Raw genomic sequence first — 16,886 nt, 5'->3', positions numbered from 1 at the left:
GCGAGTAAGTATTCAAGGACTGAAAGCAAAACTCAGTTGGCCCAAGGCAGCCATAGGAGCTCGCTATAGCCCAACAGCCGCCAGCGGTGGAACACGTTGAGCCGGCCATCTTCTAGCTCGGGCTCTTCTTGGTTGAGGGGGGCCGGCTGCTCCAGGTAGTAGATACTGCCAGGGGGCGCGGCAAAAACTTGGGGGGCGGGCAGGCTCATCTGCCGCTGCTCTGGGGGGCGATCCACCCGCAGGCGGCCGTTGATGGGAACGGGCTTGCCGGTGGCCACGCTCACCAGGGGGCCGGTGAGGGAGTGAGCAGGATGGGGAGTGGCCAATCGCCATTCCCACGGCCAGGCGCGGCAGAGGGAACGCCCGTCCACCTTTTTGATGAACACACCTGGGGTCACCAAGTAGGCCAAAGCGCGTCGGGCTTGGCAAAAGGCGGCCTGAGAAAGGTCCTGCAACTGCTGCCACTGCTCCTGCAGCTTCGGACAGGGGGCCAGCAAAGCGCAGTGGCCTTCTCCCCCCAGCCGCAGCACTGCTTCCTGAGTAAGGGGTAGGGGATCCCAGGCTTCGCGATCTGGATCCCAGCCCTCGATGGAAAGGGCCAAACTCCAGCCCGGCTGAAGGCGGATGCAGGTCTCCACAAAGTAGCCATCGGCTTCTCGCACTTGCCGCTTGCTCACCTGCAGGGTGTTGTGGGGTCGCACTTCATACTTCAGCGGTGGCTTAACGGCCTGGCTGAGATCCCAGCCTTTGCCTTCCAGCGCCTTTTGCACCGCCTCGAAGGGCAGATAGCCTCCTGTTTTCTTCTTCTTGCTGCTCTGGCTGCCTTCGGGTTCCTCCTCTGCTGGCCTCAGGGACACCAACGGGGCTGGCCGGGTGGGATCCCAGTGGCAATGGAAGTAGGGATCCGTCTTGTCCAACCAAGGAACGGGAACAAGGGAGAATCCGTCTTCCAGATGCAGAGGGGCGGGGAAATAGAGCCTTTCGTCGTGGCAGAGAAAGGGGCCCCGCAGCCGCAGCGTCATCGGCTGGCCCAGGTAGGCTTGAACAGCCCCGGCCAAGGTGTGGCCACTGGGGGGAAAGCTGCTGTTGGCCCAGGCCCGCTCTCCCGGGGCAAAGGGCTTGGCATCCCGAAACATCCACACATCCAAGGGTGATAGGGTAAACCAACTCATCGGCTGTTCCTCCCCAATTTCACGGTGCGGTTGCGCAGCACAAAAGCTGCCAACTTGAACCAGTTTTTGATCTCCAGATCCCACTCCTGGGGCTGGGCGGGCAGGCTGTGCTGCCAAAAATGCTGGATAAACTCCACAAGCTTGTTCTGGAAGTGCTCTTTCTGCTCCGATTCCTGTTTGAAGAGATCCCGGCGGCTGCAAAAGAGCGTGGCCCAGGCTGGCACCGCCTCTGGGCTGGGGGCAGGATGTTGCTCCCACAGTTGGGCTGCCTGCTCAAACAAGGAGCTTTGATCCTGCTGCTGGCCCATGAGCTTCCAGTCAAAATCAAGGAGGTCTTTCCACTTGTCGAACGTGTCGAACTTGCTGGTGCTCACCAGTTGGTTGCCATTGGCAAACAGCACCCGCACCTGCACGCTGTCTTTGGGGCAGCCATGGGCATAGAGGTGGCCCTTGGCTTCTTCTTCCGCCTGCCAAAGGTTTTCCAGAGCAATGGCCAGAGGCACCGAGTGATGGGCAATCACCACGCCGAAGCTGATGGTGGCTGCGGATCCCAGGGTAAAGAGGGGGCGCCGGCTCAAACCTTCGGGAGGCCGCCCTTTTTTCCACTGCCAGTAGTCCCCCAGGTTCTCAAACTCCCGCCAGTCATCCTCTCCCCCCCGGAAACACTGGCGAATATCCCACAGCCAGCCATCCCACTCCCAGAGGTTGGTGTAGGCCAAAACGTCGTCCCCACCGGCGTAGATGAGCTTGCCTGCATAGCGTTGCTCTGTTAGGTAGGGCACCAACTGGCCGGAAAAATCCAGCAGGGCGCGGCTTAGGGCGCTGTGGGTGGCAGGCCCCATGCGCTTGCGGCTGTTTTTGACAAACTTCTGAAAAGCGTCTTTGACTTGCTCCAGCTCCTCCTTGTCCTTGCCAAAGACCTCGCCAATGGCTTCCGTTTGCCCGTTGGCCAGCCGCTGTAGGGGTTGAGGCAGATAGTCGTAGTAGGATTTCATCTTCTCGCCCCTGAGCCATTTGCCCATGTCGTCACCATCCCCAGCAGCCAGCACGTACCAACTGGCGGGGTTAACGCTGGGGTAGTAGCGGCCTAGAAGAGTCTCGATGTCCTGCCGGTAGCTTCTTTGCGTTTCCTCGTCCAGCTCCAGGTCTTCCACCAGCCAACCAGCATTGAGCAGACGGGGATGGTAGCGCAGGTTCTGCCGGTCGGCCCACGGGATCCCCCATTTGCCCCGCATTTCCCGCAGCACCCCTCTGACCTCCGGGTAGCGGGCCTCCACTGCCTGACAGGCCTGCTCGAAGTGCTCTCGTTCCCGTCGCCCTTGGGTTTTGAGGTAGCCGGCTACGCCAGCGGTGAGATCCGGGTAGGAAGCGGCAATCTGGTCTTCATCCAGCTCGCGGAAGAGCTCCGGCAGCACTTTGTACAAGCCCCGCTTGAGGGTTTCGGTGGCATTGAGCTGTTCCCGGCCATCGAAGAGCCCGGCCTGCCGCTGCCAAAGCCGCCGACTCTCCCCTTCTGTTATCCACCCCTGCCGCGGTGAGGGATGCACCACCGGCCCCAAGCCCGAAACGGTGCTGCGCGGCCCAAACGCAACGGGGAGCTGCCAATCGCGGGCCTGCTTACAAGCGGCTTGTAGCCGCCGACTTTGCTCCACTGCGGCTGCCCACCAGGATCCCACGTTGAGTCCGGCCTTGTATTGGCGGCGCTGTTGTCTTTGGGGATCCCAAAAGCTAGCCCGCAGAAACTCCAGCTCCTCATCAGCAAAGAGCTTTTGCTTAGCCCCCAGGTGATAGGTGCGGTTTTGGGCACTGACCCAGGGATCCGCATCAATGGAAACCTGAGGGGGCTTGAGGATGCCGGTATCCTTGAGGGCATGAGCCGGGGATCCCAGGGGCACGGCTGCCCAGTAGTGCTGCCACTGGTGCTCCAGCCATCCCTGCCAGGTGGGGTCCTCTGGGTGCAACTGCCTCAGCCAGCGGCGATCCCCCTGCAGGTAATCCAGCACCTTCTGGGCCAACTGCTTCCATTCTTCCTTGAGGGTCTGCTGGGCAAACTGCATGGCCGCTTGCACCCGGTCTTCCGGCAACAGCAGCAGGAGCACGTTGGGAAAACCGGCGGTGAGCAGGGCGTTGGCAGAAGGTTGAGGGATCCATTCTTCAAATTCGGGGTACTTCTCCCGCAGCCAGTGGTCGATTAACGGCTGGCCGTAGAGGCTGGGGTAGAGCAGACAGTCGGGGCCGTATTTCTCGGCAAGCCGCCAACTCATGCGGGCAGAAAGGTAGTGCAGCAGCCAGGATCCGGCCCAAAAGTCCCGCATCTTGCGGCTGGCTTTGATCAACTCTTGGATGGGGTTGAAGGTAAAGCTCACCAAAAAGGGTCGCGTGGGCTCCTCGTAGCCGGCCAAGCATCCGGCCAAGGCTGCGGTGACGCTGGCGTGGCTCCACAGGGATCCGTCTGGCAGCCGGGTTTCTGCCGGCAATAGCAGCAAGCTCTCATCCCCAAACTCCTGACAAATGGCCTGGGGAAAGCACCGCCAAAACCACCAAAACACTTTTTGGGGATCCTCCTCTTGCCAAACCCAATCGGGGATGGCGCTCTCCTCCCGTTCCATCAGGTAGTCTGCACGGGAGCGGGCATCCTTGAGGGCTTGGTGTTGGTCATCGGCCAATTGCCAAAAGCGCTTGCGCCCGGAGAGCAAGTGGCTCATTTCTAGTCCAAGACCCAAGTTGCGATCCTCAACTTGATAGTTGATGGCTATGGGCAAATGGCCAATGGCCGCGCGGTCGCTGGCCGAGGCGATGAGATCGGCATCGCCTATGGGAGAGGATCCCTCGGCTTTGGGAGAAGACCATCCCTGCATCGCCGCCAGTCTGGTCCACGGCCCTTCCTTGGAGCGGCCAGTCCTGTCGTGTAGGGCTTTGAGGGCGGGATCATGTAACAGACCCCAGAGCTTAGCTTGCCAGTAGTAAGACATGGTGTTTTCGCTGGAGAAACAGAACAGTTAGGAACTCCTCGAACATCGATCTGATCCCGGCCAGCCCTCAGTTTTCTTCAGTATTTCTCAATAGCCGTTGTTTGACCAAAAACCCAGAACCTGAGGGCGAACCGATGTCTTTAGCCTACGGAGAAGTGGAAAGATCCCCTTCCAACTTCCCTTCTGCCCAGGTCAATTTGGGAAACAGCTCTTCCAGGCCAGGCAGCAGGTCTTGCAAAACAAAGCTTTCTAGAGCTTCGCTGTTCAAAGGGTCTAGATTCATCTGCACATGGGCAACATCGTTGCGGTACTGGCTGAGGCGAGACCAGAGATCGGCAAGCTGCTTGGCGTCGGGCACATGGGTGGTAATAGGAGGAAGCGCCTGGGGCTGGTCTTCCCGTGGGATGAGGGATCGGCCCGATTCGCCAGTCGCAGGGGGATCTCCAAGGGGCTGGTCTTTCCGCGGAATGAGGGATCCCAGTTGGTGTTCGATCTCCTGCCGCGCTTCCCGCTGGCGGTAGTTGGGCAGCCCCTCACACAAGCAGAGGGCCGAGATCACCCACTCCCGAGCTAAGAGAATTGCCTGCGTGGTGAAGCGTTTCTCCACATACCAGCGCAGCAGTTGAAATTGCTTTTGAACTTGAGCCTTGGCATCCGTAGCTCTGTCTGCTGGCAAAGCCAGTTGGCTGTAGCTATCCTGAATGCTTCGCAGCAGCAGACCAAAAGGCTTGGCAAATTGGCCCACCTCTTCTGCCAACTCCTGGGTGGAGTGCCTTTGCAACCTAAGCAAGTCATCCTCCAAAAGGCTGACCGGTCTTACCAGCTCCAGGGAACGAGAGATATTGCGGATGGCTTGGCCAAAGTTCTGCAGCCGGATGGGCTTGGGATCCCTTTTGCCGAGCTTTGGTTGGCGGTAAAAGTCCCGTTGAACTGTATCCAAAAGTTGGCCCAACTCCAAGGCCGAGCCGGTGCTGATGAATTTGTCGGTAGCTGTCAGCCAATCCAAAAGACGAAGGGCGGGGGTGAGATCGATAATGGGGGTTTCCGCTTGGCCAGAGCGGTACAGACCATAGTAGAGACCCTGAATCTCTACATTTTTGGCCTTGCGCAAAAGGGCAGCTCCCAAGAGCACCAGTAGGGGGATGGAGCGAAAGGCGTGGGTGATATCGAAAACCAGCCGCGTATGGGGCTTGATGCTATCGACCAGCACATCGAAGATCTCCCAGGTCTCTGCCTCGGTTTTCCCTTCAGGAATGGCCTTGGCAATTTTCTCCACGTGGGGGGGTAGGCAGTCCTGTAGATGCTTCCAATGGGTGTCATGTGCTTCTTGGGTTAGCAGCACAATCACCCTCTCGATGTCAAAGAGCTGACAGAGGGCTTTGGCAACATAACGGGTTCTATCGGCTTTCCGCTCCCCAAAAACATACACCGTCTCGCTGTAGGGGCTGGTGCCTAGAGTGGTCAAAAGGGTATTAGCCATAGGGATCCTCTCGATGACGGCTTTCAAGCATTGAAGCACGGGCATCTTCAAGCTACTGCAGCTTGGAAGCCCCCCCTTCTCAAGTTGCCTGGAGAGGGTTCTGGGTTGAATGTTGCTCTATCCTCTCCCGAAAAGTGGCATCCTCTGCTCAGCCGGTGCCAGAAAGATGGGGATCTCTACCCCCAAAATTGAGTGGAGCCATCTTGCCGCTGGATTTGGATCCCTGCTCGACAACTGTTTCAAAACGGTGAAGGTGGGGGATGTCAGAGCTAGCCTAGACAGAGATTCGGCCATCCTAAACAACGGGGATCCTGTGATGCTATCGACTCCAGAGTTGTCCATTTCAGGTCAAAAGCTAACTCCCGAACAGTTTCTGGCCTTGCCGGAGGGGGATATTGTCTATGAGCTAGTCGATGGGCGGGCCGTCTCCAAAAACGAACCCATGTCGCCAAAGCGCTTCCATGCTCGTCTCCAACCGGTGTTGTGGCAAATTTTGGAGGACTGGTGCTCTAGCCCTGAGTGTCCTAAGCCTGGGTCAGCACATACTGAGTGGGCAGTTGTTTTAACACGAAAGGCAGAGCCCTGGATCCCAGTTCCTGATGTTACTTACATCTCTAACGAGCGGTTGCCGGTTGAGGCCATGACCGATGAACCTTGTTTTGCCATTCCCGAGTTGGTGATCGAGATCCTTTCTCCTGGCCAGAGTTTTGGAGCCATAGCCCAGAAGGCAACCGATTATCTAGAAGCTGGGATCCCCAGGGTTTGGGTTGTGGATCCCCAAGCCAAGAGCATCACGGTCTTCTATCCCGATGCCCCGCCGCGCACCTTTACGGGATCCCAAGCCATTCAAGATGATTTCCTGCCGGGTCTAAAGGTGATCCCTCAAGATGTATTCGCTCAAGCCCGGATCCCTTAGGGGGTACCTAGCGAGCCCACGATAATCAGAGTTAGTTCCAGAAAGAGAGCATCCGGCAGAGGTGGCCACCCGCTCGGGTCTGGAGCTGATTGGCTCAGGAATGCCGAAGGGATCCGGCAGCGATATTCCCTGCTATGGGCTAATGGCGAGACGGAAAAGCTTCTCATCGGCTAGTTGAAGAACTTCCTGCCCTGCAGTCGCCAGTTGTTCCGGGGGCAAGTTCCGGTATTTGTCAATAAACTCGGGCAAAACTTGAAACTCCACCCGCTTGCCGGTCTCTCGGTGGATGACCACGCTGCGCATTTTTTCAAGAGATTCGACCTCCACCAGCTTCAAGTTCAACTTGCCCAAACTGGCCCCTGTTGCAGCATGCAAGCCATCCACAATGCACACGAACGGGATCTCTGCCGGCGACTCGTGAATGACCTCCACCAGAAAACGGTTCCTAGAAGTGTGGGGAGTTGGACTCATCAAGCCCAGCTCCTGCAGAGCGCGCATCCCCATGCGATAGCCGACCACGGCCCAAGGCCCAGCTCCGCCATGAATTTCCGTTACTCGCTGAATGGCCGCCGCCGTCGAGTCCGTTGCAGAACTGGTGACCGGATGAGCTGTCGCCGGCGCTCCCAGAGTTAGCTGAAGTGCAATCAGCAAAAGAGAAAGCTGCTGTGGCTTGGCAATGGATGACAGGTTCATAGGCAGCGAGAGAGCTGATAAAGAGGAGATGGGTCAAGCCATCCTAAGCTCTACCCTTCGAGGTTGCCTATGCGGGGGTAGGGGATCCAGCCCTCTTCTGGGAACTCTTCCGAAAATCACCTCCTGGCTGAAGAGGGCTAAGACCAATGGTATTGTCAGAGGTAAGCCCCTGGGCGTTGAGCACTTTCACGTGGCTGCTGTGGTCGAAAGTGCCTTGCTGCTGGCAGCAGGCCTTAGCACCCCTGACTGCCCTTTCCACTGATCGCCCTGGGGCGCCGCGCGCTGCTTGACAGAAGCGGGCTGTGTTCACTAGCATTTCTTACATATGTTTCAGGTGGCAGCTGTGTGATGAGCCACTCAATGACTGCTGAAGCTTCAATGGCAAACCCAACACATGTCCCTTACGAAGCTCCCGTAGTGGACCTATGCCTGCCCGTGCGAGGAACTACCCTCCCAGCAGATCACGGGTACGCTCTACTCGCGGCGCTATGCCACCAAGTACCAACACTGCACCGAAACCCTCACATCGGGATTTTGACAACAGCGGGAATTGGAGACAGACGAGGCAAAATCTTACTGACTCCGCACTCCCACATTAGAATTCGGCTGCCCATGGAAGCAGTGCCGGAGGTGTACAAGCTAGCCGGCAAGCAATTGAAGATTGGATCTCACGAAGTACAGCTAGGAATCCCCAGGATTTTTACTCTCAAACCAAGCACTTCCCTAAAAGCCCGAATTGTTACAATCAAGGGCTACACCGAGCCAGATCCATTTGTGCAAGCTGCCCAAGACCAGTTAGAGAAGCTTAATATCTCAGGCCGGGTATCAGTACTGCAAGATAAAACTGGGAAACCCTTGCGCAAGACCTTGAGAATTAAAGGGCATACGATTGTAGGTTTCTCAACCTTAGTAGAGAACCTACAGGAAGAAGACTCAATTCGCCTCCAGCAGGTAGGGCTAGGTGGCCGGCGGCGCATGGGTTGTGGATTCTTTTTGCCGTGCAGGTGAGGATGACTCTACAATGTTTAAGTTTTTGCTAGCAAAATCGCTGGGAAAATGGGATCCCAGCTACCAATCTAAAGAAGAGTATGCTCAGGCAAGGGGCGCTGCTAAACTTGCAGGCCATGTTGCGGCTGTCTTGTCAGCGGCTGAAGTCTTCTCAGATCGTCTAGGACAGACTATTTGCAAGCAGTTAGGGTTAAGTGACTCAAATCGTTTGGGAGCTGTTGTCAAATTAGGAGCTTATCTGCACGACTGGGGTAAAGCCAATCAACATTTCCAGGAGATGGTTTATCTCAAGTCATCGATCCTAGACACTAACTCGAAAGCAGAGCTTGAAAAGAGTTGGGGAAGTCATAACAGAAGGCAACTTATCCGACACGAGTTTTTAAGTGGCATACTTGCTTTACAGGTCAGTGCATTTCGAGAGTGGCTACAGAAAGCATTTACTGAAGAGGAGCTCCTCTTAGCTGCCTGGACAGCAATTGGACATCACCTCAAAGCGGGAGTGAATTCTCAGGGCAAAGAATCTCACAAAATTACGGAGTTGTCTGATGGCTCAGGATCTGAGATTTACGTTTATACTGGCCATCCAGACTTTCAATCTGTGTTGAGGCTCGGATCGCAGAGACTAGGGCTACCATCAGAGATTCCAAGTGTACCCTCAGCAAGTTGGGAAAGAGACCAACTGGAACAGCACTTGCGTGCATTGGTAGATCAGTTTCGAGACTTTGCTCAAAATTTTAGCTTTGAGAGACAGATATTAATAGCGGCTGCTAAGGCAACAGTAATTGCTGCAGATTTAGCAGGATCGGTCTTGCCAGTGGAGGGAGAAAACTTGCAAAGCTGGGTTTCTAATACCTTGAGTTTAGCTCTCCAAGAAAGTGAATTAGAGCAACTGATTACCCAGAAACTAGGAAAAAACTCCCTGCGTCCCTTCCAAGAGCAAATGGCTGCTGCCACTCATCGAGTAACACTGGTCAAGGCAGGCTGTGGTACAGGCAAGACCTTGGGAGCCTACGCTTGGGCGAAAAAGTGGGCATCGGGAAGGCGACTGTTTTTTGGCTATCCGACCACCGGAACGGCTACTCAGGGCTACTTGGACTACGCCGAGGGATCCCCAATAGAAAAGGCACTGATGCACTCACGAGCAGATTTGGATCGAGAACTTTTATTGACCGGCGAAGGCGAAGAGGATGAGGGTGCTTCGTTTCGTTTGGCAGCGTTGCAAGTATGGAGAAAGAAACTGGTTATCTGCACTGTAGACTCTATTTTAGGGTTAATCCAGAACAATAGAAGACCACTATTTTCTTGGCCAGCTCTAGTTCAATCTGCCTTCGTTTTTGACGAGGTACATGCCTATGACAATCAGTTGTTTGGCTCTTTGCTGAGATTTTTACAGGCTTTTCGAGGCGCACCTATCCTACTGATGAGCGCCAGCTTCACCCCAGGGCGACTTGAGGCGATTAAACGGGTGATGAGTGAGTTGGGTGAACCTATTGGGGATCCCATTGAAGGGCCTCAAGAGCTAGAAGAGCTGAAGCGCTATCAAATACGAGAAATTCAACCAAAGGAGGATCCCATCAATTCCGAATCCATTTGGTCGGAAGTTACTAAAGCAGTTCAAGAGAACCAAAAGGTATTGTGGGTAACCAATTCAGTTGCCAGTTGCATTAACATTTATCGAGAGGCTCAGAAGAAGCTAAAAGACATTGAAGCCAAAGTTTTAATTTATCACAGTCGATTTCGTTATAAAGATAGACTTAGAAAGCATGAGCAGATTATTAACGCTTTTGGTCAACCAGGGCCTGTTCTCGCTGTTACTACACAGGTTTGTGAAATGTCCTTAGATTTAAGTGCAGACTTGCTTATCTCTGCTATGGCTCCAGCGACATCTTTAATTCAGCGACTAGGTCGCCTCAATCGAAGAATGAAAAGCGAGCAGGAGGGATCCCGTGTAGCTCTTTTCTACGAATGGAACGAACACCTCCCCTATGGCGCAGCAGAATTAGAAACTGGCCGGCAGCTGCTTGAACAGCTTAGAGAACTTGAGTATATTTCCCAGCGAGACCTGGCTGATATCATCTCTCAGCTCAGCCGGGAAGAGCCTGCCAGGGTGAAGTCAGCATGGCTTGATCAAAACTGGTGCACTTATCCAAGTTCCCTGCGAGAGGCCGGCTACACGATAACAGTGCTTCTGGCAGAAGATCAAGACGCTATTTGGAAGGCTGCTGAAGTCAGACAGAAGAAAGCTCTAGATAAGGGCCAAAAGCTATCGAGAATGCAAGCTTTTCTACAAGAAGCTCAAGCCTGGTCAATTCCAATTCGGATCCCAGATAAAAAGACGGAGTGGTGGAACTGGAGGCGACGCGGATTCTACTTCGTCACAGAGCCTGGATATATCAACTACAGCGAGGAATTTGGTACGCCATGACCGAATTAAAGTTGCATCTGGGACACCCCGGATTAACCCTGCTACATCGAGCGGGCTTAGCCGGACTATGGATGACCCTCAAGCAGCTAGAGCAGGAAATTCCACCAGAAAAGCGCCCAGGGTCACTAAGTTGGGAGTTGACGCCACGACAAGTTCAACTGTTCTGGGAAGGGAATGACTTTGAAGTGATTGATTGGTTGCTCAAAGAGTCCTTCCAGCTTGACAATGGGTTAATCGCACTGCGAGGGATCGACAGTAAGTCGATGCGAAAAGACTCCCAGGTAGTCATCCATCAAGGAATCCTGGGAACATTTCTACAACATGCCAAAACCCGTAAAGTTATTGGCGAGCAAACTCAATCTTTAGAGATTGATGAGGATCATCCGCCTGTCATTATCAAGTATAAAGCTTTAGAAAGCTACGTCCATCAGGAATTTGCCAAAAATCTATGTGATAAAAACGGTAATTGGCTTAAGCAGCCAATTAGCATTGCTGGCTGGCTTAATCCTGGTGCAGTTGTTCGCCACAATGCATTTCCCTCGGATACAAGCTTTGAAGAATCTCCAGAGATGGCCTTTATACTTCTCTACGCTCCTGTTTCTTGCTGCTACTACATACTTCGCTCGCGGCTGCGAGATCAGAAAGCTCAATATGCCCTGGTAGTTCCCGAGATTACCGATATGGAGGTCTATGCAAGCTACCGGCAAGATCCCCAGCTTCGTTATGCAGCCTACCAGGATTTTCATGCTTCGAGTTTGGGAGATGCTGGGCTTAGGTTTTTGACGTACCAAGGGATTGCAGAATCTGCTAGGGAATTTAAGGTAAAACGATGTCAGGTTCTAACTCTAGGTGTTGTTCCGTGGTCGAGCCAACAAAAATCTCGCACAGATCTACTTACTGTAGAAGCAGAATATCGCGTCTGTAAAAACTACCAGATCTGCAAAGCAGTGTTACCAGATCGAGTTGTCGTCAAGGCAAAAGCAGAGGAAGGCAGTTTCATTGCAACAAGTTTTACTCGTGAGATGATTGCTGAAAATCTGGCAAGGGGTTACTCTTGGTATGCCGGATTTGCAGAGCAGGTTAATAGCAACGAGCAGTTTAAGCAGCTATGTTACGAGCGCGGAGGTCTAAACGAAATGGTCATGAAAACAGAAATGGATGACAGAGAGCGCTGGTTTGTTCAGGCTTGTCATGAAGCCATTCGCTTTACCTATGGTCGGTTATCTCAGAAAACCCAGGATAGGGGAGAGTTTACTAACTTCGACAGAGAAAATATACGTATTCGCACTGGTCTGACTCGATGCAAAAACGCGGAAAGCTTCCGCGAGTTTATTACTAGCTTTTGGGCGCGGGCTGGAAGAATACCGACACTGCAAGAGCATTGGGATGACTTGATGGGTTTAGTTATGGATCCCAAGGAATGGAAAAAAGCGCGAGACTTAGCTCTTCTAGCGTTGGCCAGCTACAAAGGCAAGGAGCGACAGGAAGAACTTCAGGATGAGCTTGACGAGGATGATGTTGACTTGATTGTACTTGCCGAGCTAGAGGAGGACTGAAAGTGTAAAGCAAGAGCCAGAAAGTCAAGTAAAAAGTTGATGCAGCAACGACTTAACAGTTCAGTTTGAAGAATTAGCTTGGAGGAAGATTATGACTTTGCACCTGTTTGGCAACATCTTGACCAGCTACGGCACCGCTGCCAACAACCGCGGTGAGAATGAAGGCAACATCACTACCCTGCAAAAGATCCTCTGGAAAAATGAGGTGCACACTACCGTCTCTGCTGAAGCAATCCGTTGGGCCCTGCGTTACTATTGGCAGGTCTCAGGGAATGGCTGCGAAGTTAACCGACGTTGGAATGATCAAACCAACGACAACGAGTGGCAAGCGCCTAACTTTGATCCCGAGCGGTATATCGATGATGATGTCCTAGGCTTTATGCGTGCGGAAGGGGCTAAAGTAGATGCCTCAGACGAAAACTCATCCAGGAAGAAGGGAGAGAAGTTACCAAAGGGCACTACCACTGCTCGGCGAGGTGTTTTGGAAGTAACTCGGGCAGTTTCTACTCGACCCTACAGCGGAGATGTAACCTTCAACGCGAAAAGTGGCCAGAAGGGATCCACTTCTCTCTACGGAACGGAGGTTCATGCTACTCGCTATCAGTACGGCTTTGCAATGACTCCTGCTCGGCTCCACCGGCAAGACCGAGTAATCGAAGTGTTAAACGGACTGGTTTCGTTGGGGGAAGTAGCTGGCAATCACTCTCGCTTTCTCTATGACTTTTCACCGGATAGCATAGTCCTGCGCTGGACACACGACTTTTCGCCACGCCTGCTCTACTGTTTTGAAGAAAACTCTGATGGAGAAATCAGCATGCCGGACTTAGTGCGTCGAGTGCAAGTGGGGGATATAGCTCCTCAAGAGCTATGGCTGGCAGGAGCTGCTGCCGAAACTGAGGACGGGGAGAAGCTAGCCCAGTTGGGTGCTCATGTAAGTCCAGGCATTAAGTCAACAGTTAATCAACTTATCAGCTTGATTAGGCAGCAAATTTCTTGTGAGGAGGCAGCATGATTCGGCTCCACGTTGAGGTGCCTATCGCCTGTTTTCGTCAATCTTGGGCCAGGGAGTTTGCCGAAACTTATCCGGTGCCGCCACCGGCTACTGTTTATGGAATGTTGCTTTCCCTGCTGGGAGAATGGGATCGGCATCGATATTGCGGATCCCAACTGGCAATTGCTCTCCTGAGCCAACCCCAGCTTTCTACAGTGATCCGTACCCTTCGTCGTTTTAAGACAAAAGATATTCAGCATCCAAACAATGCCCGTCCTGACTACCAACAATTGCTGACCGATGTGCAAATCGCAGTTTTGGTCAATGGATCCCTTGCTCATGACTTGGAAAGAGCCTTTGAAAATCCTGAATTAATTGACCGATCTGGGGGACTAAGCCTAGGAGAGAGTCGTGACTTAGTTAACTCGGTAAGACCAATTCAGAAAGTCCCTTCAGGGGGAAGATGGCTAATTCAAGATGAGGATGGGATCCTGACCTTGCCGTATTGGGTTGATCACGTGGGATCGCGGGATACTCGCTGGCGAAGATACTCACTCCGAACTCTTGAAGGTGATGATGTGCCGGAGTTAGCCTGGACGGAAATTTGCCCAAACTAAGCCGTGAGAATTCCAAGCTGTTGGTTCTAGACTTATCAACCTTAGGTCGAAGGCTTATTTCCGAACAGCCTATTAACCCTGCCAGGAGAAGATCTTGCGTGGAGCCTGAGTTTTGTCTCTGCTCAAAGAGAAAGCTGTTCTAAGATTGCTGAAGAACTCTATATTTTCATATTTCGGAGTATCAGATTATGCCGGCATCACTAATCGATTTCCCCGCACAGATAGATTCAGATTTGATTCGTGTTTCAGCACTGCACGCATTGGCCTACTGCCCACGACTATTTTATCTAGAGGAGGTCGAGGAGCTCTATACGGAAAACGCAGCTATTTTTGCCGGTCGGCGGTTACACACAGAGCTGGAAAAGCAAGAGGGAGAGGAGTGGGAGGATCTATTTCTAGAAAGCGAAGAACTGGGCTTGCGGGGAAGAGTGGATGCTTTGCGCACTCGCGATGGACAGATCATTCCCTACGAGCATAAAAGGGGTCGGTCAGCACGGGATCTGGACAACCAGCCTCAAGCCTGGGAGAGTGACCGGTTGCAGATTTTGGCCTACGCCTATCTCGTGGAAACAGCTTTGGGGATCCCAATTCCCGAAGGACGAATTCGGTACCACGCAGATAATGTGCTCGTACACGTACCCCTTGATGATGCTGGGCGCCAAGCTGTACGTCAGGCAATTGAACAAGCGAGGCTGCTGCGCCAATCTCCTCTGCGGCCCCCAATTACCGACAATGAGCGGCTGTGTGCGGGTTGCTCCTTAGCTCCCGTGTGTTTGCCCGAAGAAGCACGGCTAGCTCATGACAGAGAATGGCAACCTATTCGCCTGTTCCCGGAAGATGACGAACGGCAATGTGTCCACATTCTAGAGCCAGGGGCACGGGTAGGGCGCAGTGGATCCCGTCTCAAAGTTACCTACCGAAACCAAAGCGAAGAGTTTATCTCCGCTCAGCAAACTGGACAAATTGTGCTGCATGGTTTCTCTCAAATTTCAACTCAAGCCATTCATTTCTGCGCCGAACAATACATTGGAATTCACTTAATTTCGGGAGGTGGACGCTATGTCGGCAGCCTGGATCCCCGATATGGGAGCATCCAGCGCCGCATTCGACAGTATCAGGCCCTGAGCAATCCTGAAATGTGCCTGAGACTAGCCCGAAAGTTGGTGAGGTGTCGAGGCCAGAGCCAGCGCAAGTTCTTAATGCGCTTGGGATCCCAGCGTTCGCCGGAGGTAGAACAAGCTATCGAACAAATGAAGCGATTGCTCAAGCAAGTTGATCAGGCAGACTCTTTATCAAGTCTATTGGGACTGGAAGGAAACTTAGCAGCGCTCTACTTTTCTGCCTTGCCTCATCTGCTGTCTGATGCAGTACCTGAGGAAATGCGATTTTCAGGACGAAATCGAAGACCTCCCAAGGATCGCTTTAACGCCTTGCTTGGGTTCGGCTATGCCCTTTTGCTTAAAGATGTAATGAATGCTATTTTGACAGTTGGATTAGAGCCCGCCCTGGGTTTTTATCACCAGCCTCGCTCCCAAGCGCATCCTCTGGCTCTTGACTTGATGGAGATCTTCCGTGTTCCTCTTGTAGATATGCCAGTCGTAGCCTCAGTTAACCGACGGCAATGGGATCCAGACGCAGATTTTACAGTACGAGGCCAACAAGTTTGGCTCAGCGAAGAGGGACGTAAGAAGATGATTCGGATTTACGAAGAGCGCAAGCGAGAAAAGTGGAAGCACCCAGTTACTCATTACTCTCTTACCTACTGCCGTTTAATAGAGCTAGAGGTTCGTCTTTTGGAAAAAGAGTGGAACGGCGAAGCAGACTTGTTTGGAAACTTAGTTGTGAGATAGATTATGGCAGAGCATAAGGTTTGTTACTTGGTGTGCTACGATATTCGCTGCCAGAAGCGGTGGCGGAAAGCGTCCAAGTTATTGGAGGGATATGGAGAACGAATTCAGTACTCAATTTTTCGTGCCTGGCTAACATTGCGAGAACGAGAGAAACTGCGTTGGGAGCTAGAGAAAATTCTAAAACCAGAGGATGACCTCTTGCTTGTGGGGATCTGCAACCGCTGCTTGGAGCGGGTGCTCGCCTCGAACCGACCAGAAAGTTGGCCAGAACGACAGGATGGCTACAGGATCTGTTAAAAAGCAAGGATCTATCGTTGTGAAAGACGCTCTAGCCCCCAAAAGACCTGAAAGTCTTGTCGGAAGAGGGTTCCAGGGATTTTCGACCACCTGGAGTTGCTTGCAAAATCCCGGCTCCCTTACGAGAAAACCTTTTGCCGGGCCCAGTGCGTTAGGAGACCTGTCTTCTAGCTGGCAGTTGGTGTATAGAATAAGGGTACATGCTTGCAAAGGCTCCATCCGAGCCTTGCAGAGTAAGAATCCTGGGGTGCGCCATGATTTTCCTCTGATTGCCGTAAGGCGTTGAGCACTCTATATCCCCCTACCCCTATAGGGGGGTTAGAGAGATGATTTTCCTCTGATTGCCGTAAGGCGTTGAGCACAGGTTGCTCCAATGAGCAAAGAACGTCAAAACTTGTATGATTTTCCTCTGATTGCCGTAAGGCGTTGAGCACTACTAGACAGGGAGGGACAGAAGCTTTGGGACAGTTATGATTTTCCTCTGATTGCCGTAAGGCGTTGAGCACTCAGAATATCAATAGACGAGACCAGGGGATGGGTTATGATTTTCCTCTGATTGCCGTAAGGCGTTGAGCACCTGTGGGATCCTTGAGCTCTGCTCAGAGCAGCTGCATGATTTTCCTCTGATTGCCGTAAGGCGTTGAGCACGTATTGAACCGTCAACTTTGCCCTCCCCAGGATCGGCGATGATTTTCCTCTGATTGCCGTAAGGCGTTGAGCACAGAGTCTATTATCGAGTATCCAGAAGACTGGGTACATGATTTTCCTCTGATTGCCGTAAGGCGTTGAGCACGGGATCTATCGGGTAGCTGTACTAGGTCGTGTTGATCTTATGTTAGGATAGAGAGAATAATTTATAGAGGAAAGAGGATGAAGTTGGTTTTTTTAGATGAAAACAAATGGCAGAAG

12 protein-coding genes and 1 CRISPR repeat array are annotated in these 16,886 nt (G+C 52.8%); of the genes, 8 read left to right on the top strand and 4 right to left on the bottom strand.

The window, feature by feature from the left end:
• Positions 1-32: 32 nt before the first annotated feature.
• The 3 genes from ACVWXW_RS10935 to csx2 all read right to left on the bottom strand — a co-directional run bounded on the left by ACVWXW_RS10935 (position 33) and on the right by csx2 (position 5,624).
• On the bottom strand, positions 33-1,172 hold the full coding sequence (locus ACVWXW_RS10935) for a type III-B CRISPR module-associated protein Cmr3 (protein ID WP_457403834.1): 1,140 nt from the start codon (positions 1,170-1,172) through the stop codon (positions 33-35).
• The gene (cas10, locus tag ACVWXW_RS10930) at positions 1,169-4,144 is read right to left on the bottom strand and encodes a type III-B CRISPR-associated protein Cas10/Cmr2 (RefSeq protein WP_457403833.1); all 2,976 of its coding nucleotides are present in this window, start codon (positions 4,142-4,144) and stop codon (positions 1,169-1,171) included. Before cas10 ends, ACVWXW_RS10935 begins: the two co-directional genes overlap by 4 nt.
• A 145-nt stretch (positions 4,145-4,289) precedes the next feature.
• The gene (csx2, locus tag ACVWXW_RS10925; protein WP_457403832.1) at positions 4,290-5,624 is read right to left on the bottom strand and encodes a TIGR02221 family CRISPR-associated protein; all 1,335 of its coding nucleotides are present in this window, start codon (positions 5,622-5,624) and stop codon (positions 4,290-4,292) included.
• A gap of 166 nt (positions 5,625-5,790) precedes the next feature.
• Between csx2 and ACVWXW_RS10920 the strand changes: the two genes are divergently transcribed.
• A complete protein-coding gene (locus tag ACVWXW_RS10920; protein WP_414328896.1) occupies positions 5,791-6,540 on the top strand; it encodes a Uma2 family endonuclease in 750 nt (249 codons plus the stop codon).
• A gap of 132 nt (positions 6,541-6,672) precedes the next feature.
• On the opposite strand, the gene ACVWXW_RS10915 is transcribed toward ACVWXW_RS10920, so the two are convergent.
• Positions 6,673-7,233, bottom strand: coding sequence for a formylmethanofuran dehydrogenase subunit E family protein (locus ACVWXW_RS10915; protein ID WP_457403830.1), 561 nt, complete (start codon positions 7,231-7,233; stop codon positions 6,673-6,675).
• A gap of 378 nt (positions 7,234-7,611) precedes the next feature.
• Here ACVWXW_RS10915 and cas6 point away from each other — a divergent pair, with 378 nt between their 5' ends.
• The 7 genes from cas6 to cas2 all read left to right on the top strand — a co-directional run bounded on the left by cas6 (position 7,612) and on the right by cas2 (position 15,977).
• Positions 7,612-8,241 (top strand): type I-MYXAN CRISPR-associated protein Cas6/Cmx6, encoded by a 630-nt coding sequence (gene cas6 / locus ACVWXW_RS10910; RefSeq protein ID WP_457403854.1) that lies wholly within the window; start codon positions 7,612-7,614, stop codon positions 8,239-8,241.
• Between the two features lie 13 nt (positions 8,242-8,254).
• Complete coding sequence (gene cas3 / locus ACVWXW_RS10905) at positions 8,255-10,666, top strand: CRISPR-associated helicase Cas3' (protein ID WP_457403829.1); 2,412 nt, start codon at positions 8,255-8,257, stop codon at positions 10,664-10,666.
• The gene (cas8a1, locus tag ACVWXW_RS10900) at positions 10,663-12,222 is read left to right on the top strand and encodes a type I-MYXAN CRISPR-associated Cas8a1/Cmx1 (protein ID WP_457403828.1); all 1,560 of its coding nucleotides are present in this window, start codon (positions 10,663-10,665) and stop codon (positions 12,220-12,222) included. The genes cas3 and cas8a1 overlap by 4 nt, the downstream gene beginning before the upstream one ends.
• A 91-nt stretch (positions 12,223-12,313) precedes the next feature.
• Positions 12,314-13,234 carry a type I-B CRISPR-associated protein Cas7/Cst2/DevR gene (gene cas7i, locus ACVWXW_RS10895; protein ID WP_457403827.1) on the top strand — a complete coding sequence of 307 codons (921 nt, stop codon included), beginning with the start codon at positions 12,314-12,316 and terminating at the stop codon, positions 13,232-13,234.
• Positions 13,231-13,830, top strand: coding sequence for a type I-MYXAN CRISPR-associated protein Cas5/Cmx5/DevS (cas5, locus tag ACVWXW_RS10890; protein WP_457385032.1), 600 nt, complete (start codon positions 13,231-13,233; stop codon positions 13,828-13,830). The genes cas7i and cas5 overlap by 4 nt, the downstream gene beginning before the upstream one ends.
• 188 nt (positions 13,831-14,018) lie before the next feature.
• Positions 14,019-15,680, top strand: coding sequence for a type I-MYXAN CRISPR-associated endonuclease Cas1 (gene cas1 / locus ACVWXW_RS10885; protein ID WP_457403826.1), 1,662 nt, complete (start codon positions 14,019-14,021; stop codon positions 15,678-15,680).
• A gap of 3 nt (positions 15,681-15,683) precedes the next feature.
• Positions 15,684-15,977, top strand: coding sequence for a CRISPR-associated endonuclease Cas2 (gene cas2, locus ACVWXW_RS10880; protein ID WP_457403825.1), 294 nt, complete (start codon positions 15,684-15,686; stop codon positions 15,975-15,977).
• A gap of 254 nt (positions 15,978-16,231) precedes the next feature.
• A CRISPR array of direct repeats spans positions 16,232-16,770; the repeat unit is 36 nt; unit sequence ATGATTTTCCTCTGATTGCCGTAAGGCGTTGAGCAC.
• Positions 16,771-16,886: the final 116 nt, after the last annotated feature.

Source organism: Thermostichus sp. MS-CIW-30, from assembly GCF_054058015.1.
The sequence above is the reverse complement of the archived record's forward strand: the minus strand, read 5'-3'. Positions and strand labels throughout refer to the sequence as shown.